Origin of the sequence: Streptomyces hilarionis (genome assembly GCF_024539675.1) — a bacterium.
Classification (GTDB): Bacteria; Actinomycetota; Actinomycetes; order Streptomycetales; family Streptomycetaceae; genus Streptomyces; species Streptomyces hilarionis.
The window spans coordinates 1-17,735 of sequence record NZ_JAHHIT010000176.1 but is presented as its reverse complement, the minus strand read 5'-3'; the positions used below and the strand labels follow the sequence as shown (position 1 = coordinate 17,735).

Genomic DNA, 17,735 nt, shown 5'->3' with positions numbered 1-17,735 from the left:
CACCACCGCCCCGCGCCCGCCCGCCGACCCGGGTCCTTCCGCCGCTCCGGGTCCTTCCGCCGCTCCGGGTCCTTCCGCCGACCGCGGCGCGGACGCCGGGCCGGGCGGGGCCGCCGTGCGGCTGACCGGCGTGTGCCGACGGTACGAGGCCGGCGGGGTCCGGGTCACGGCGCTCGACGACGTCGGGCTCGTCCTCCCCCACGGCTCCTTCACGGCCGTCATGGGTCCGTCCGGCTCGGGCAAGTCGACGCTGTTGCAGTGCGCCGCCGGACTGGACCGGCCCACCTCGGGCTCGGTGCGCATCGGCGGGACCGAGCTGACCGGGCTGGGCGAGCGGCGGCTGACGCTGCTGCGCCGGGAGCGGATCGGCTTCGTCTTCCAGTCGTTCAACCTGCTGCCCGCGCTCACCGCCGAACAGAACGTGGCGCTTCCGCTGCGGCTCGCCGGCCGCCGGCCGTCGAGGTCGCGGGTGCGCGAGGCCCTGCGGCAGGTCGGGCTCGCCGACCGCGCCGGTCACCGCCCCGACCGGCTCTCCGGCGGCCAGCAGCAGCGCGTCGCCGTCGCCCGCGCCCTGATCACCCGCCCCGAGGTGCTCTTCGCCGACGAGCCGACGGGCGCGCTGGACTCGGCCGCCGCCCGCGAGGTGCTGACCCTGCTGCGTTCCCTGGTCGACGACGACGGCCGCACGGTCGTGATGGTCACCCACGATCCGCTCGCCGCCTCCCGCGCGGACCGGGTCGTCTTCCTGGTCGACGGCCGTGTCCACGGGGAGCTCTCCGGCCCCGCGGCGACCGCCGAGGCCGTCGCGGCCCGGATGGCCGGCCTCGAGACCCGGGAAGAGGACGTCGCGTGCTGAGCGTCGCATGGCACACCCTGCGCACCCGCTGGGCCGCCTTCACGGGCAGTTTCGTGGCCCTCGCGCTGGGCGTGGCGCTGGTCGCCGTCATGGGCCAGGCGCTGGCCGCGTCGCTGGACGCGCCCGCGCGCGCCCCGGAGCGGTTCGCGGCCGCGCCGGTGGTCGTGCGGGGGCAGGACGTCCTGCGGGTCGCGACGGCGGCGGGCGAGCGGACAGCACGGCTGGCGCGGCCGCGCCCGGTGCCCGCCCAGACCGTCGCCGCACTGCGCGCCCTCGGCCCGGTGACCGAGGACCGGTCCTTCCCGGTCCGCCCGACCCGGGCCGACGGCGCGCCCGCCGCACCGGGGAACCTGGTCGGCCATCCCTGGTCCACGGCCCGCTTCGCCCCGTACCGGCTGACCGCCGGCCGTGCGCCGGGGGCGGCCGACGAGATCGTCGTCTCGGGCGACTGGACGACGGTGGGCGCCCGACTGCCCACCGCGGACGGGGTGTTGCGGGTCGTGGGCACGGTGCGCGGCCTCGGCTTCGAGAACGCCGTCTTCACCACGGACGCCCGGGCCGCCCGACTGGCCCCGGCCGTCCTCCAGTTGGCGGTGGAGGCGGACGCGGCGGCGGTGCGCGCGGCGGTCTCGGACGACGACGTCGACGTCCTCACCGGCGGCTCGCGCCGGCTCGCCGACACCGACCCCGGCCGGGACGCCGAGGCCCTGACCGCGCTGAACGCCCTGTTCGGCACGGCCGGCGGGGTGAGCGCGTTCGTCTCCGTCTTCGTCGTGGCGTCCACCTTCGCCTTCGCCGTCGACCGGCGCCGCCGCGAGTTCGGGCTGCTGCGGGTCGCGGGCGCCACCCCGGGCCAGGTCCGGCGCACGGTCCTGGCGGAGGCCCTGGCCGTCGGCGTGCTCGCCTCGGCGACGGGCTGCGCGCTGGGCGCGTACGCCGCGCCGCTCCTCGGCGACCTCGTGGTCGACGGCGGCCTGGCGCCCGGCTGGTACGCGATCGGCGGCCCCGGATCCGGGCTCTGGCCGTACCAACTCGCTTTCTGGACCGGCCTGTCGGTCGCCCTCTGCGGCGCGCTGGCCGCGTCGTGGCGGGCGGGGCGGACCGCCCCGGCGCAGGCGCTGCGCGAGGCAGCGGCCGACGACCGCGCGCTGACCCGGGGCCGGCGTGCGGTCGGTGCGGCGCTGCTGCTCACGGCCGCGGCGACCCTGGCGTACGCGCTGGCCACCGACCCGGGAGAGCTGCTGCACCGCAAGACGTACGTCGTCCGCCCGATGCTGCTGATCACGGCGGTCGCCCTGCTCTCACCGGCGCTGATACGGCCGCTGATCCCCCGACTGCCGGGTGTGACCGGCCTGTTGGCCCGGGCGCACGCGGTCGCCGGGATCCGCCGCAGCGCCGCGGTGGCGGCGCCCGTGCTGGTCACGGTGGCGCTGGCCGGCTCCCTGCTGGGCGCCACGGCCACGCTGGACGAGGCGCGGTCGGGCGAGGCGCGGCGGCAGACCACCGCCGACTTCGTGGTCACTCCCCGGGACGGGACGACACTGCCCGCCGAGGACGTGGAGCGGCTGCGGCGCGTGCCGGGCACGGTGGCGTCCGCCACGTCGGCCACGACCGTCCACACCCTGGAGGACGGCGTGGCCCTGGTGAAGTCCGAGGCCCGCGCGGCCGATCCGCGGCTGCTGGCGCGGACGGCGCGGCTGCCCGTCACGTCCGGCTCGCTCGCCGGCCTCGACGACGACTCGATCGTCGTGACCCGGGAATGGGCCCGGCACCGGGTGGGGCAGCGGGTCCGGGTGTGGCTCGCGGACGGCACGGCGCGGACCCTGCGGATCGTGGCGGTGCTGGCCGTCGGCACCGGCGACAACGGCGCCTACGTCACCCCGGCGAACGCGGGCGGCGCGGGCGTGGACCGGGTGGCGGTGCGGGTGCGGGCGGGCGCCGACCGGGCGGCGGTCGCGGCGCGGCTGCGGGCGGTCGACGGGGTGCGGGTCATGGACTCGGCGCAGTGGGCGCGGGCCGGTCACCCGCGGCCCGCCCGGACGACGCTCCTCGGTCTGCTGCTCGTCCTCGGCATCGCCCTCGTCCACAGCGGCATCTCGGTCGCCAACACCCTGGTCATGGCGGCGGCCGAGCGCAGGCCGGCCCTGCGCGCCCTGCGGCTGACGGGCGCGACGTCCGCGCAGGTCCTGGGGCTGGCCGCCGCGGAGACGCTGGGCGTCGTCGCGGCGGGCGCCGTGCTGGGGCTGCTGGTGACGGCGGTGAACCTGGCCGGCATGAGCGCCGCCCTGGGGCTGCTCTCGGCGCCGGCGTCGCTCGTCGTGCCCTGGACCGCGATCGCCTGCGCCACGGGAGCCTGCGCCCTGCTCGCCCTGACCGCGTCCCTCACCACGACGGCGACGGCCCTGCGCCTCACGAAGGGCCGGTGAGCAGCCGGGGGCCCGCACCCGCGCCCCGCGTCCCGGGCGCGCGAACACGCGCGCGGCGACGGCGCGTTCCCCCGCGAACGGGCCGAACCCGGCGCGTACCCGCCTCGTTCGGCGGCCGGCGGGACGTCCGAAGCCCCCGGACATGGGGCGGACATGGCCAAAGCCCCGGTCGGGAATCCCGACCGGGGCTTTGAGCTGCAGTGGACCTGTGGGGATTTGAACCCCAGACCCCCTCGATGCGAACGAGGTGCGCTACCGGACTGCGCCACAGGCCCTTGCAACGAGTGAAACTCTAGCACCCTCATCGGCCTGCTTGGAAATCCGTTCCCCGAGGCCGGGCGGGGGGCGCGCGGGGGCCGTCATTCGTTGGCCGCGCGGGGGCGCTCGCCGTCCTCGTACTGGTCGAAGAGCGGGGTGCGGCCGCGTTCGCGGGAGCGCCGGGCCGAGGCCGCGCGTCGTGCGTCGCTGCGCTCGCCGTCCTCCCCGGGCCGGTCCTCGGCGTGGTCGGCCGCTTCCGGCTCCCCGGCCGGGGAGTCCCCGGCGTCGGCCGTCTCCTGCTCCGGCGCGACGGAGCTCGACCGGGCCGAGCTCCAGGCGTCGGGGCCCGTGAGGTCCACGTCGGACGTGGCGCGCGGGGCGACCGGCGCGGTCACGTAGGTGGGCAGCGGGACCGGGACCGGGTCCCAGCTGTCGCCGTGCCCGGGGCGGCGCTGCCGCTCGCGCTGCTGGTCGACCCACTCCGCGTGGTCGGTCTGCTCGACGAGCGCCCTGCGGTCCGCGGCCAGCGCCAGCAGGCCCGGGTCGGTCTCCGGCTCGGCGACCTCGTGCGGCTCCTCTGCGCCGGCGTCGGAGCCGGTGGCGGGGGCCGGCGCGCTCGCCGGTGCCGGGGCCCGCCGGCGCGGCTGGCGCTCGCGCAGCCGCTGCGCGGCGACCTCGGCGCGCCTGCGGTCCATCTGGTAGGCGAAACGGCGGTGCTCCTGGGCGCGCAGATACGCGATGTACGCGCTGAGCAGGACGGCGGGCACGCCGGGCGCCCAGAGGAAGGCGAGGCCGCCGACGGCCGCGACGATCGCGCCGAGCGTGAAGGCCAGGAAGAGCATCACCGTGGTGCGCCGGCGGCGGGCGAGGGCCTTCGAGCGCTGGGCGCGGGCGGCGGACGCCTGGGCGGACGACGTCTGCCGTGCGGACGGCCGTGCCGCGGGCGCCTGACGGGCGACCGGCGCGCGGCGACCCGCCTGCGCGGGGGCGTGCGACGTGGAGGGGGCGGGCGAAGCGGGAGCGGCCTGCGCGGCCGCGGCGCCGTGGGCGGACGACGGCGCCGGGGCCGCGGCCGCGGGGGCGGAGGCGTGGTCCCGGGTCGGCCTGACGCCCTGTTCGCGCCCGGAGCCGTCCGCCGGCTCGCGCGCCGGTTCACGCCCCGCGTCGCGCGCCCCTTCCGGGCGTCCCGTTCCGCGTTCCTGCGACCGCTCGTGGCCCCGCTCGTGGCCCCGCTCGTGCACCTGAGCCTTCACCAGGGGGCGGGTCGGGGGCATGGCGAAGGCCCGGACGTCCACCGTGCCGGTGACGGCGTCCGGATCGTCGGCGTCGGACGCCTCCTCGGCGGAGCGCGCCCGCAGGTCCTTGGCGTACCGGCGCTCCATCCCCGCCCGTCCGGACAGCAGCCGGATGGCGGTGCTGAAGCGTTCCGTGGGACGAGCCTCGTTCAGCTCGTCCTGCCTACGGAGCCACATGGGCACCAAGTAGGCGGCCCAGGCCCCGACGATGACTGCGTAGATGAGGCCGCTGCTGCTCACGTCTCACACCGTAGAGGGGTTTACGTGAGGCCATCCGCCAATTGAGCCGGTGTGTCGCACGATCCGGCTGATATTTCGAACTTTTTTTGTGACCGATGCGATCAGCAGGCCGCCAGGGGTGCGAATTCCGCGCCGGAGTGCGTCACCACTCGATCATCACGGGCTCACTGTCGAACACTTATTCTATCGAACCTTTATTCAATTCCTGGGTTCGCGGTGATTCCCCCCGGCATTCCCCGGCGCGTTCTGGGGCGTCGGGGAATGCCGGGAGCGAGTGCGCCGCCAGCGGCTCAGCAGGCCTTCCGGGACCTCCTCCGCCGTGAGGGCGAACACCAGATGGTCGCGCCAGGCGCCGTCGATGTGGAGATAGCGCGGGCGCAGTCCTTCCTCGCGGAATCCGAGTTTCTCCACGACCCGGCGGCTGGGGCCGTTCTCCGGACGAATGCAGACCTCGATGCGGTGCAGTCCGACGGTGCGGAAACAGTGGTCCACGACCATCGCCACGGACGTCGGCATGACCCCGCGGCCGGCGACCGACTCGTCCACCCAGTAGCCGACGTGCCCCGAGCACATCGACCCCCAGGTGATCCCGGCGACGGTCAACTGCCCGACCAGACGCCCCTGGTACTCGATGACGAACGGCAGCATCCGCCCCGCGTTCGCCTCGGTCCGCAGGTGCCGGACCATCTGGCGGTACGTCGGCCGGTGCGCGATCGGCCCGCTGGGCGCGGGCGGCGGGATGGTCGCCTCCCAGGGGCGCAGCCAGTCCCGGTTGCGCCGGTTGACCTCGCGCCAGGCCCGCTGGTCGCGCAGCTTTATCGGCCGCAGGACGATGTCGCCGTCCCGCAGCTCGACGGGCCAGGATGGGCTGTTCAGCTCGCACCCCCGTGGCTGGGGCCCGGGTGGTCGCCGCCGCGGATCTGGTCGACGGCGTGGGCCAGCAGCGGTTCGAGGACGGCGAGACCGTCCTTCACCCCGCCGGCGGAACCGGGCAGGTTGACGATCAGGGTGGCGCCCGCCACTCCGGCCAGCCCCCGCGAGAGGGCCGAGGTGGGCACCTTCTCGCGGCCGTGGGCCCGGACGGCCTCCGCGATGCCGGGGATCTCGCGGTCGATCACCGCGCGGGTCGCCTCGGGGGTGCGGTCGGTGGGCGAGATCCCGGTGCCGCCGGTGGTGACGACGACGTCGTACCCGGCCCGGACGGCGGCTCGCAGCGCGGCCTCCACCGGGTCCCCGTCGGGGACGACCCGCGGGCCGTCGACGGCGAAGCCGAAGCCGCGCAGGCCCTCGGCGATCAGCGGACCGCCCCGGTCCTCGTAGACCCCGGCGGCGGCCCGGTTGGAGGCGGTCACCACGAGGGCCCGGTACGGCGCCGCGCTCACGCCCGGCTCCACTCGCCCGACTTGCCGCCCGTCTTCTCCTCCACGCGCACGTCCGTGATCACCGCTCCCTTGTCGACGGCCTTGACCATGTCGATCACGGTGAGCGCGGCGACGGACACCGCGGTGAGGGCCTCCATCTCGACGCCCGTGCGGTCCGTCGTCTTCACCGTGGCGGTGATCTCCACGGCGTCGTCCGCGACCGACAGGTCCAGTTTCACACCGGAGACGGCCAGGGGGTGACACAGCGGGATGAGGTCCGGGGTGCGCTTGGCGCCCATGATGCCGGCGATCCGCGCGGTGGCCAGCGCGTCCCCCTTGGGCACCCCCTCGCCGCGCAGCAGCTCGATCACGCGGGGCGAGACGAGGACCCGCCCGCTGGCCCGCGCGGTGCGTGCGGTGACGTCCTTGCCGGACACGTCGACCATGCGCGCCGCGCCCGCGTCGTCGAGGTGCGTCAGTCGGTCCTGCTCTGGGGGTCCGGGGGTCTCCCCCCGGGAAGGCACAGTCATGCTGGTGGCGCTCCCGGTCCGGGCCCGGCGCGGTGCGGCGCACGGGCCTGTTGTGCGCGACACGGTACCCCCAACCAGGGGCGCTCAGCCGAGCAGGACGACCTCGACCTCGGCGCCGGGCTCGACGGACTCCACGTCCTCGGGGACCACGATCAGCGCGTCGGCGTGCGCGAGGGCGGCGACCAGGTGGGAGCCGGCGCCGCCGACCGGGCGGACGGAGCCCTCGGCGTGCGCGGCGCGCAGGAACTGTCTGCGGCCCTTCGGCGAGGTCAGCGCCTTGTCGGCGGTCAGCCTCGCGCGCACGGTGGGCCGGTGGACGTCCCCGAGCCCCATGAGGGTGCGGATGGCGGGGCGGACGAAGAGCTCGAAGGAGACGTACGACGACACCGGGTTGCCGGGGAGCGCCAGCAGAGGTGTGTGGTCGGGCCCGATGGAGCCGAAGCCCTGGGGCTTGCCGGGCTGCATGGCGAGCTTGCGGAACTCGACGCCGGCGCCCTCCTCGTCCGCGTCGCCGACGTGCTCCAGCGCCTCCTTGACGACGTCGTACGCGCCGACGCTGACCCCGCCGGTGGTGACGACGAGGTCGGCCCGCACGAGCTGGTCCTCGATGGTGGAGCGCAGGGTGTCCGCGTCGTCGGCGACCGCGCCCACGCGGTAGGCGATGGCGCCCGCGTCCCGGGCGGCGGCGGTGAGGGCGAAGCTGTTGGAGTCGTAGATCTGGCCGCTGCCCAGCTCCTCGCCGGGCTGGACGAGCTCGCTGCCGGTGGACATCACCACCACGCGCGGGCGCGGACGCACCCGGACGAAGGCCCGGCCGATCGCGGCGAGCAGGGCGATCTGGGGCGGCCCGAGGACGGTCCCGGCCTCGAGGGCGCGGTCCCCGGCCCGCACGTCACTGCCCTTGGCGCGCACGTGCGCGCGTGCTTCGGCGGGCCGGTGCACGCGCACGTGCCCGGCTGCCTGTTCGGGGGCGAGGCTGCGGGCGCGCATCGCGCTGACCGGGCCCTCGCCGAGCCCTCCGTCGGTCCACTCCACGGGGACGACGGCCTCCGCGCCCGGCGGCAGCGGGGCGCCCGTCATGATGCGGGCGGCCTGGCCCGGTCCGACGTGCAGCAGGTCGGCGGCCTGGCCCGCCGCGACGTCGCCGACGACCTCCAGAGCGGCCGGGAACTCCTCGCTCGCGCCCGCGACGTCCGCGACCCGTACCGCGTAGCCGTCCATGGAGCTGTTGTCGAAGGGCGGCAGCGAGACCGGCACCATGACGTCCTCGACCAGCACGCAGCCCTGGGCGTCGGGCAGTTGCAGCTCGATGGGCTCCAGCGGGCGGACGGTGGCGAGGATGTCCTCCAGGTGCTCGTCCACCGACCAGAGGCGGTCCTCGGCGGCGGGACGGGGCGCGGCGGTGCTCAAGGTGGCTACATCTCCTCGGTGACGTAACTGCGAAGCCAGGACCGGAAGTCCGGACCCAGATCCTCACGTTCGCACGCGAGTCTGACAATGGCACGCAGATAGTCGCCCCGGTCGCCGGTGTCATAGCGGCGGCCCTTGAAGACGACGCCGTGCACGGGGCCGCCGAGCTTCTCGTCCTGCGCGAGCTGCTGGAGGGCGTCGGTGAGCTGGATCTCGCCGCCGCGGCCGGGCTCGGTCTCGCGCAGCACGCCGAACACGCTCGGGTCGAGCACGTAGCGGCCGATGATCGCGTAGTTCGACGGGGCGTCCGCCGGCTCGGGCTTCTCCACGAGGCCGGTCACCTTGACGACGTCGCTGTCCACCGTGTCGTCCACGGCCGCGCAGCCGTAGAGGTGGATCTGCTCGGGGGCGACCTCCATGAGCGCGACGACGCTGCCGCCGTGCTGCTCCTGGACCTCGATCATGCGCTGGAGCAGCGGGTCGCGGGGGTCGATCAGGTCGTCGCCGAGGAGGACGGCGAAGGGCTCCTGCCCGACGTGCGGGGCCGCGCACAGCACGGCGTGGCCGAGGCCCCTGGGGTCGCCCTGGCGCACGTAGTGCATGGTGGCGAGGTCGCTGGACTGCTGCACCTTGGCCAGGCGGGCGGCGTCGCCCTTCTTCTGCAAGGCCGACTCGAGCTCGTAGTTGCGGTCGAAGTGGTCCTCCAGGGGCCGCTTGTTGCGGCCGGTGACCATGAGGACGTCGTCGAGACCGGCGGAGACGGCCTCCTCGACCACGTACTGGATAGCGGGCTTGTCCACGACCGGCAGCATCTCCTTGGGAGTGGCCTTGGTCGCCGGCAGGAACCGGGTGCCGAGGCCGGCCGCGGGGATGACAGCCTTGCTGATCCTGGGGTGCGACTGAGTCATGCCGGTCACCTTATCCGCTGGCTTTGAGTCGAATCTGTGGATCTGGCCAATTCATGATCATATGAACTTACTGAAGCTGTGTGAGAGCAATGTACGACTGGTGCGGGAGCGGCGGATGAGTCATCTCGAAGGCGGACCACAACCTGACAAACGCGTGATGCGGCGCGGTTTCCTCAGTGCGAGGAAGGAGCTCACGACGGACGACCTGCGCTCGGCCGCCGCCGCGCTGGCCGAGCGCGCCCTCGAACTGCCCGAGCTGGCCCACGCGCGCACGGTGGCGGCGTACGTCTCCGTGGGCGCCGAACCGGGCACGCCGGCGCTGCTGGACGCGCTGCGCGCCGAGGGTGTGCGCGTGCTGCTCCCCGCCCTGCTGCCCGACAACGACCTCGACTGGGGCGCCTACGCGGGCGAGGGATCCCTCGCCCGCGTCCAACACGGCGGGAAGACGGCCCTCTTGGAGCCGGCCGGCGAGCGCCTCGGGCCGGACGCCGTCGCCGACGCCGACGTCGTGCTCCTGCCCGGCCTCGCGGTCGACGCGCGCGGGATGCGCCTCGGCCGCGGCGGCGGGTCGTACGACCGTGTGCTGGCCCGGCTGGCGGCCCGCGGCGCGGACCCCTTCCTGGTGGTGCTCCTGTACGACGCGGAGGTCGTCGAGCACGTCCCGGACGAGGCGCACGACCGGCCGGTGCAGGCCGTGGTGACCCCGTCGGCGGTTCACCGCTTCGCCCCGCCCCGGCCCTGAGCCGCGCCACGGGTGTCGGGACGCCCGACACGAAGGGGCCCTCCACGCGCGCGTGGAGGGCCCCTTCACCGTCGACCCGCTCAGGGCTTGAGCACCAGGGTGTCGCTGGTGCCGGCGTCGACCGCCTTCTTCGAGAAGGACCAGTCGAGCAGCTCGCCGTCGGCCCACTTGCCCGTCTGGTCGGTGTAGTGGGCGCTGAAGGCGTGGCCCGAGGCGCCGGTGAGGTTGATCCACTTCGACTTGTCCAGGTCGGCCAGGTTGACCACCATCCGCATCGACGGCACCCACACCACCCCGTAGCCGCCGGCCGCGTTCCAGCCGGTCGCGTCGACCGTCGCCTCGCCGCCGCCGAGCTTCCACGGGCCGCGGTTGAGGATGTACTGAAGGAAGCCGGGGCCGCTGGTGCCGAGGGTCTGGTTCTTCAGGAACAGGCGGTGCAGCCGCCCCCAGCTCCAGGTGTCGATGTCCTTGCCGAGCTTGGCGGTCAGCTCCCAGCGGGCGTCGATCAGAGCCCGCTCGAGCAGCTTGTCCCGGTCGTGGTCGGCGCCGGGGCGCCGGGTGCCCGACGCGGGCGTCGTCCACCAGTCGCTGTCCTTCTTGTCGAGGAGGGTGCGCACGACCTCGAACCAGCGGTCGCCGCCGTCCGGCTGCGCCTGGTCGGCGTCGCGCTGACCGCACTCGCGGACCTTGCGGGTGTCGTCGACCGGGCCGGTGGAGTCGACCGGGTCGACCCACAGGCACTGGCCCTCGACGCGCAGCTCCTTGGGCAGCTTGTTGCCGAAGGCCAGCTTCAGGATGTTGCGCCAGACCGCGTTGAAGTAGGCGGCCGCCGCCGAGTCGGCGTCCTGGGTGTAGTTCCAGTTCTGCAGCAGCTCCTGCGCCTGGCGGACGTCCGCGTCCTTGAGTTCGATCCTCGTCAGCTTGGGGACGAGCAGCGTGGCGATCTCGCTCCTGTTGTCCAGCTGCATCTGCCGCATGTCGTCGGTGGAGATCTTGCCGTTGCCCTCGATCTTCTTCATGATCAGGGCGGTGATCCGCTGGCTGCGCGCGCCGTAGCCCCAGTCCGTGGTGAGGGTGTACGGGTAGTTCTTCTTGTCGACCACGGCCTGGTTGGCGGTGACGATGTACCCGCGCGGGGGGTCGAACTCGTGGGGCAGTTCCTTGAAGGCGATGTCCCCGGTCCACCGGTACTTGGACTTCCAGCCGGGCGTCGGGACCGAGCCGTCCATGCCCTTCGCGCGGGTGGGGATCTTGCCGGGCAGCTGGTAGCCGATGTGCTCGGCGTCGGCGTAGACGAGGTTCTGGGAGGGCACGTCGAACTTCTCGGCCGCCTTGCGGAAGCCGTCCCAGTCCTTGGCCTTGTCCATGAGGAAGACGGCGTCCATGGAGGTGCCGGGATCGAGCGCCGTCCACTTCAGGGCGACGGCGTACCCGTCGCCCCGGTCGGGCGCCGCGGTGTCGACGGCGGCCTTCTTGCCGACCTTGACGAGTTCGTCGTCCCGGTCGGACAGCAGCGGCATCCCGTCCTGGGTCTGGCGGACGACGATGTTCTTGGCGGCGCCGCCCGCGACCTTGATGGTCTCGTCGCGCCGGAGGAAGGGCTTGACCTCGTTGTCGAGCTGGTAGCCGTCGGCGCCGGAGAGCTTCTCCAGGTACAGGTCGGTGACGTCGGCGCCGGAGTTCGTCATGCCCCAGGCGATGTCCGCGTTGTGGCCGATGATCACGCCGGGCATGCCCGCGAAGGTGTAGCCGGAGACGTCGTAGGCGCACTTGCTGGAGACGCTGCGGCAGTGCAGGCCCATCTGGTACCAGACGGACGGCAGCGAGGCCGACAGGTGCGGGTCGTTGGCCAGGAGGGGCTTTCCGGTGATCGTGTGCTTGCCGGCGACGACCCAGGAATTGGAGCCGATGCCGTTGCCGTTCACTCCGACGGCCGTGGGCAGGTCGTCGAGGACGTTGTAGAGGCCCGCGAGCTGGCTCTGCGCGCCCGACCCCGAGCCCGAGCCCTGCGAGGAGCCGTCGCCGGAGCCGACGCCCGTGCCGGTGCCCGTGCCGCTGCCGGTGCCGGTGCCCGACGAGTCGCCGGAGCCCGTGCCGGTGCCGGTGCCGGTGCCCGAGCCCTGCCCGTCCTTCTCCTCGAAGGTCCTGGTCTGCTCGTCGTAGCGGCCGTCCTGGACGATCGGCTTGTTGCGGTCGTACGGGTACTGCGGGTACAGGTCGGCGATCTGCTGCGGGCCCAGCCGGCTGGTCATCAGGGCCCGGTCGATCTCGTCCTGCATGTTGCCGCGCAGGTCCCAGGCCATCGCCTTCAGCCACGACACCGAGTCGACCGGGGTCCACTCGGTCGGCTTGTAGTCGTTGGTGAAGCCCAGGGCCGCGTACTCCAGGGAGATGTCCGCGCCGTCCTTCCCCTTGAGGTAGGCGTTGACCCCCTTGGCGTAGGCCCGCAGGTACTTCTTGGTGTCGGCCGACAGGACGTCGTCGTACTCCTTCTTGGCGACGCGGTCCCAGCCCAGGGTGCGCAGGAACTCGTCGTTGTCGACCTGGCTCTTGCCGAACATCTCCGACAGCCGCCCGGACGTCATGTGCCGGCGGACGTCCATCTCGTAGAACCGGTCCTGCGCCTGGACGAAGCCCTGCGCCATGAAGAGGTCCTCGTCGGAATCGGCGTAGATCTGCGGGATGCCGTAGCCGTCCCGCTTCACGTCGACGGGCCCGGACAGGCCCTCCAGGGTGATCGAACCCTTGGTCTGCGGGAAGGACGCGCGGACGGTGCTGATGGACCAGAAGGCCCCGTAGGCCACGCCACCGATGATGGCCAGCACCAGCACAAGCACGATCAAACGGGCTTTGCGCCCCTTCTTCCTGCCGGACTTGACGGGCTTGTCACCCGATGTGGCGGTGGTGTTGGGGGGCATCGCTGTCCTTGCTGTCCTAACGCGAGCGGCAGGGCGGGCTGTCCTTTTGAATGAGCGCTGGAGCAACCATAGGCGCAGGGCCTCGCGCCACTTGACGCGGAGTCGGGTACGCGCGCGGAAGACTGTTCGATCTCACAGCCGCGGAGTGTCAAGAAATCGTCAAGAGTTAGGTAAGGTAACGAAGTAGTTGGGTGCGGGGCGCAGAGCGCTCGTGTCCGATGTATCCGATGCACATGTGCGCCCGCGCGCAAGGCGCGCGCGCCGGTGAAGGGAACCGCCGCTGACTGTCCAGCACCTCAACCAGCTCCTGCTCGTCTGCTCGCTCGTCCTGCTCGTCGCCGTCGCAGCGGTCCGGATCTCCTCGCGCAGCGGGCTCCCCAGCCTGCTCGTCTACCTGGGCATCGGCATCGCCATGGGCCAGGACGGCATCGGCGACGTCCACTTCGACAACGCCGAACTGACCCAGGTCATCGGCTACGCGGCCCTGGTCGTGATCCTCGCCGAGGGCGGTCTGGGCACGAAGTGGAAGGAGATCGAACCGGCCCTGCCGTCCGCCACGGCGCTGGCACTGGCCGGGGTCGCGGTCAGCGTCGGCGTCACCGCCACGGCCGCGCACGTCGTGACGGGGCTGGAGTGGCGGCAGGCGCTGATCATCGGTGCGGTGGTGTCCTCGACGGACGCGGCGGCGGTCTTCTCCGTCCTGCGCAAGATCCCCCTGCCGTCCCGCGTGACAGGCACCCTGGAGGCCGAGTCCGGCTTCAACGACGCCCCGGTGGTCATCCTGGTCGTCGCCTTCTCCCAGGCGGGCCCCGTCGAGCACTGGTACGTGCTGGTGGGCGAGATAGCGCTGGAACTCGCCATCGGCGCCGCCATAGGCCTCGCGGTCGGCTGGCTGGGCTCCTGGGGCCTTCGGCACGTCGCCCTGCCCGCCTCCGGCCTCTACCCGATCGCCGTCATGGCGATCGCCGTCACCGCCTACGCGGCGGGCTCCCTGGCGCACGGCAGCGGCTTCCTCGGCGTCTACCTCGCCTCCATGGTCATGGGCAACGCGAAGCTGCCGCACTGGCCCGCCACGCGCGGGTTCGCCGACGGGCTCGGCTGGATCGCCCAGATCGGCATGTTCGTCCTGCTCGGCCTGCTGGTCACCCCGCACGAGCTGGGCGACGACGTGCTGCCCGCGCTCGTCATCGGCCTGGTGCTCACCATGGTGGCCCGCCCGGTCAGCGTCTTCCTGTGCCTGACGCCCTTCCGGGTGCCCTGGCAGGAGCAGACCCTGATGTCCTGGGCCGGCCTGCGCGGCGCCGTGCCCATCATCCTGGCGACGATCCCCATGGTGAACGGCGTCGACGGCAGTCGCCGGATCTTCAACATCGTCTTCGTCCTGGTCGTCGTCTACACCCTGGTCCAGGGGCCGACGCTGCCCTGGCTGGCACGCAAGCTCCGCCTCGGCGGGGACCCCGAGGCCGCCGACCTCGGCGTCGAGTCCGCGCCCCTGGAGCGGCTGCGCGGCCACCTGCTGTCCGTCGCGATCCCGCAGGGGTCGAAGATGCACGGCGTCGAGGTCAACGAACTGCGGCTGCCGGCCGGGGCCGCCGTCACCCTCGTCGTGCGGGACGGGACCTCGTTCGTCCCCATGCCCTCGACCGTCCTGCGGCGCGGCGACGAACTCCTCGTCGTGGCCACCGACCCGGTGCGCGACGCCGCGGAGAAGCGCCTGCGGGCCGTCGGGCACGGCGGCAAGCTCGCCGGCTGGCTGGGCACGGGCGGCGCGACGCACTGAGTGCGCCGCGTGCGCGGTGTCGCGCCGTTCACGCCCCCTTCATTCACAGGCGGCCGCGAGACCGGTGCTCCTTTTCACAGGCCTCCGTGGCCTTGATCCCTGTAGGATGAAGGCGCACTTTGATCGAACCAACTCTGCCTGACGCAGAGCTGGCGCGACCGTATGGCGGCCGGGACACCTCCTGCAGCGGACTCCGGCATCTACCGCAGCACGCGCAAGAGGACAGCTCTCGGCGCCCCCCGCACGGGCGCGCTACCAGGCGGCAGAAAGGCACGGGCCGTGGCATCCACGGTCACCACCGAGCCGTCGAAGGACTCGTCGGCCTCCTCCCGCCCGGGATACGGGCACCTGCTGCGCACCCGCGGCGCCTGGACGTTCCTGCTGCCCGGCTTCGCCGCCCGCCAGCCGTTCGCGATGCTCACCATCTCCATCGTGCTGCTCGTGCAGCACACCACCGGCTCGTACGGGGCCGCCGGCGCCGCCGCGGCCGTCACCGGCGTCTCCATGGCGCTGTGCGCTCCCTACAGCGGGCGGCTCGCCGACCGCTACGGACAGCGCGCGGTGCTGATCCCCGGTGTGCTCGTGCACACCGTGTCGGGGATCGCCCTGACGGCTCTCGCCCTCGCGCACGCGCCCCTGTGGGCGCTGTTCGTGGCCGCCGTGCCGACGGGCGCCTCGGTGCCGCAGGTCGGGCCCATGGTGCGGGCCCGCTGGGGCGTGAAGCTGAAGGGCTCGCCGCTGATGACCACCGCGGCGGCCTTCGAGTCCGTCACCGACGAGCTCACCTTCGTCGTCGGACCGCTCCTGGCGACCGCCCTGTGCACCGCCGTGCACCCGGCCGCCGGTCTGGTCACCGAGGCCTCGCTGACCCTGCTCGGCGGCCTGCTGTTCGCCGCGCAGAAGAGCACCCAGCCCCGGGTCGCCGCCGCGGGGCACACGCGCATGGAGCACACCTCGGCCCTGCGCGTCCCCGGTGTGCGCGTGCTGATCGCGACCTTCCTGGGCATCGGCTCCGTCTTCGGCGGCATGCAGGTCTCCCTGGCCGCGTTCTCCGAGTCGATCGGCGAGCCCGGCCTGAACGGCGTCCTGTACGGCACCTTCGCCGCGGGCAACATGCTCTCCGGCCTGGTCTGCGGCGCGATCGCCTGGAAGGCCGCCCCCCAGCAGCGCCTGGTCGTCGCCTACGCGGCCCTCGCGCTCGTCGCCTCCGGCCTGTGGGCCGCCCACTCCGTGCTCGTCCTGGCGGGCCTCGGCCTGCTGGTCGGCATGTGCATCGCGCCCGCGCTGATCACCGGCTACACGCTGGTCGAGGGCCTGGTCCCGGCCGGGGCCCGCACCGAGGCGTTCACCTGGCTGACGGGCGCCGTGGCGCTCGGCCAGGCGGCCGCCGTCACCGTCGCCGGGCAGCTGGAGGACAACGTCCGCGACGGCGCCGGCTTCCTGGTGCCGATGGGCGGCACCGTGCTGGCCCTCGCGGTCCTGCTGACGCTGCGTTCCCGGCTGGCGACGCGCCCCCGCGCGCGCACGGTCGCACGTGGCGTCGGTCACCGCGAGCCGGTGACAGTGGACTGATTCCGGGGAATGCGTCAAGATAGACCGTCGTTAGCACTCACTGAGTGAGAGTGCCAGGAGGAAGACAGTGCCGACCTACCAGTACCAGTGCACCGAGTGCGGCGAGGGCCTCGAGGCGGTGCAGAAGTTCACCGACGACGCTCTGACCGAGTGCCCGAACTGCGGTGGCCGCCTCAAGAAGGTGTTCTCCGCGGTCGGCATCGTCTTCAAGGGCTCCGGCTTCTACCGCAACGACAGCCGCGGCTCCTCGTCGAGCAGCTCGCCGGCGTCGTCGAAGTCGTCGACCACCGACTCCAAGCCGAGTGCGACGACGTCGTCGTCCTCTTCCTCGGACTCCTCGTCGGGCTCCAAGTCGTCGAGCACCGGCACCTCGGCCGGCAGCAGCTCCGCCGCCTGAGAACTTCGCGCACGGGACCCTGTCGTCGTCCGACGACGGGGTCCTCGCCGTTCCCGGCGGCCGCGCCCCGAGCGCCCGCGACGGCGGACCCCGGGCATTCCTCGACGGCCCGGAGCTGACCTAGGGTGCCGGACATGGCGAACAAGGCAGCGAACGCAGAGATCGGCGTGATCGGCGGCTCCGGTCTCTACTCGTTCCTCGACGACGTGACCGAGATCCAGGTCGACACCCCCTACGGACCGCCCAGCGACTCCCTCTTCGTCGGCGAGACCGCCGGCCGGCGGGTCGCCTTCCTCCCCCGGCACGGACGCGGCCACCACCTGCCGCCCCACCGGATCAACTACCGGGCCAACCTGTGGGCGTTGCGCTCCGTCGGCGTACGCCAGGTCCTCGCCCCCTGCGCGGTGGGCGGCCTGCGCCCGGAGTACGGGCCCGGCACCCTGCTCGTGCCCGACCAGCTCGTCGACCGCACGAAGTCGCGCACCGGCACCTACTTCGACGGCCTGCCCCTCCCCGACGGCACGGTGCCCCAGGTGGTGCACGTGTCGCTGGCCGACCCCTACTGTCCCGCCGGACGCGCGGCGGCGCTGAAGGCGGCGCGCGGCCGCCAGTGGGAGCCGGTGGACGGCGGGACGCTCGTCGTGATCGAGGGACCGAGGTTCTCGACCCGCGCCGAATCGCTGTGGCACCGGGCGCAGGGCTGGTCGACGGTGGGCATGACAGGGCATCCGGAGACGGCCCTCGCCCGCGAACTGGAGCTCTGCTACACGTCCTTGAACCTCGTCACCGATCTGGACGCGGGCGCCGAGAGCGGTGAGGGCGTCTCGCACCAGGAAGTCATGCAGGTCTTCGCGGCCAACGTGGACCGCCTCCGGGAGGTCCTCTTCGACACGCTCGCCGCACTCCCCTCCAACGCCGAACGCGACTGCCCGTGCACGAACGCGCTGGGCGGCCTGAACCCCGGCTTCGAACTGCCTTAGGGGCACAGGCGTCGACGCCACCGCGCGGCTCCCTCCGGGGGGGGCGGGGGCTGGGGTGGGAA

General features: G+C 73.4%; 14 protein-coding genes and 1 tRNA gene. 7 read left to right on the top strand and 8 right to left on the bottom strand.

What is annotated here, in order from left to right; genetic code table 11:
- Nucleotides 1-115 precede the first annotated feature (115 nt).
- Together KMS84_RS32515 and KMS84_RS32510 are read left to right on the top strand one after the other, a co-directional pair.
- On the top strand, nucleotides 116-856 hold the full coding sequence (locus KMS84_RS32515; RefSeq protein ID WP_256920089.1) for an ABC transporter ATP-binding protein: 741 nt from the start codon (nucleotides 116-118) through the stop codon (nucleotides 854-856).
- Nucleotides 850-3,282, top strand: a complete 2,433-nt coding sequence (locus tag KMS84_RS32510; protein ID WP_256920086.1) for an FtsX-like permease family protein — start codon at nucleotides 850-852, stop codon at nucleotides 3,280-3,282. Before KMS84_RS32515 ends, KMS84_RS32510 begins: the two co-directional genes overlap by 7 nt.
- Before the next feature lie 201 nt (nucleotides 3,283-3,483).
- Here the strand turns inward: KMS84_RS32510 and KMS84_RS32505 are convergent.
- The 7 genes from KMS84_RS32505 to galU all read right to left on the bottom strand — a co-directional run bounded on the left by KMS84_RS32505 (nucleotide 3,484) and on the right by galU (nucleotide 9,284).
- Nucleotides 3,484-3,557, bottom strand: a tRNA-Ala gene (locus KMS84_RS32505).
- Between the two features lie 84 nt (nucleotides 3,558-3,641).
- Entirely contained in the window at nucleotides 3,642-5,075 is a 1,434-nt protein-coding gene (gene sepX, locus KMS84_RS32500; protein ID WP_256920085.1) for a divisome protein SepX/GlpR, read from the bottom strand.
- Between the two features lie 198 nt (nucleotides 5,076-5,273).
- The gene (locus KMS84_RS32495; RefSeq protein WP_256920088.1) at nucleotides 5,274-5,951 is read right to left on the bottom strand and encodes a GNAT family N-acetyltransferase; all 678 of its coding nucleotides are present in this window, start codon (nucleotides 5,949-5,951) and stop codon (nucleotides 5,274-5,276) included.
- Nucleotides 5,948-6,469 carry a MogA/MoaB family molybdenum cofactor biosynthesis protein gene (locus tag KMS84_RS32490; RefSeq protein ID WP_256920084.1) on the bottom strand — a complete coding sequence of 174 codons (522 nt, stop codon included), beginning with the start codon at nucleotides 6,467-6,469 and terminating at the stop codon, nucleotides 5,948-5,950. Before KMS84_RS32490 ends, KMS84_RS32495 begins: the two co-directional genes overlap by 4 nt.
- The gene (gene moaC, locus KMS84_RS32485) at nucleotides 6,454-6,966 is read right to left on the bottom strand and encodes a cyclic pyranopterin monophosphate synthase MoaC (RefSeq protein WP_256920083.1); all 513 of its coding nucleotides are present in this window, start codon (nucleotides 6,964-6,966) and stop codon (nucleotides 6,454-6,456) included. The genes KMS84_RS32490 and moaC overlap by 16 nt, the downstream gene beginning before the upstream one ends.
- Nucleotides 6,967-7,050: 84 nt before the next feature.
- Entirely contained in the window at nucleotides 7,051-8,376 is a 1,326-nt protein-coding gene (glp, locus tag KMS84_RS32480) for a molybdotransferase-like divisome protein Glp (protein ID WP_256920082.1), read from the bottom strand.
- 5 nt (nucleotides 8,377-8,381) lie between these two features.
- Entirely contained in the window at nucleotides 8,382-9,284 is a 903-nt protein-coding gene (gene galU / locus KMS84_RS32475) for a UTP--glucose-1-phosphate uridylyltransferase GalU (protein ID WP_256920081.1), read from the bottom strand.
- A 115-nt stretch (nucleotides 9,285-9,399) separates the two neighbouring features.
- On the opposite strand from galU, the gene KMS84_RS32470 reads away from it, so the two are divergent.
- Complete coding sequence (locus KMS84_RS32470) at nucleotides 9,400-10,026, top strand: 5-formyltetrahydrofolate cyclo-ligase (RefSeq protein ID WP_256920080.1); 627 nt, start codon at nucleotides 9,400-9,402, stop codon at nucleotides 10,024-10,026.
- A gap of 80 nt (nucleotides 10,027-10,106) precedes the next feature.
- Here KMS84_RS32470 and KMS84_RS32465 read toward each other — a convergent pair whose 3' ends face one another.
- On the bottom strand, nucleotides 10,107-12,944 hold the full coding sequence (locus KMS84_RS32465; protein WP_256920079.1) for a penicillin acylase family protein: 2,838 nt from the start codon (nucleotides 12,942-12,944) through the stop codon (nucleotides 10,107-10,109).
- Between the two features lie 280 nt (nucleotides 12,945-13,224).
- Here KMS84_RS32465 and KMS84_RS32460 point away from each other — a divergent pair, with 280 nt between their 5' ends.
- From KMS84_RS32460 to KMS84_RS32445, 4 genes are all read left to right on the top strand, one after another.
- Nucleotides 13,225-14,724, top strand: a complete 1,500-nt coding sequence (locus tag KMS84_RS32460; RefSeq protein ID WP_256920087.1) for a potassium/proton antiporter — start codon at nucleotides 13,225-13,227, stop codon at nucleotides 14,722-14,724.
- Nucleotides 14,725-15,003: 279 nt separating this feature from the next.
- On the top strand, nucleotides 15,004-16,296 hold the full coding sequence (locus KMS84_RS32455; protein WP_256920078.1) for an MFS transporter: 1,293 nt from the start codon (nucleotides 15,004-15,006) through the stop codon (nucleotides 16,294-16,296).
- A 67-nt stretch (nucleotides 16,297-16,363) separates the two neighbouring features.
- Nucleotides 16,364-16,693 (top strand): FmdB family zinc ribbon protein, encoded by a 330-nt coding sequence (locus KMS84_RS32450; RefSeq protein ID WP_256920076.1) that lies wholly within the window; start codon nucleotides 16,364-16,366, stop codon nucleotides 16,691-16,693.
- A gap of 134 nt (nucleotides 16,694-16,827) precedes the next feature.
- Nucleotides 16,828-17,673 (top strand): S-methyl-5'-thioadenosine phosphorylase, encoded by an 846-nt coding sequence (locus tag KMS84_RS32445; protein WP_256920075.1) that lies wholly within the window; start codon nucleotides 16,828-16,830, stop codon nucleotides 17,671-17,673.
- Nucleotides 17,674-17,735 lie beyond the last annotated feature (62 nt).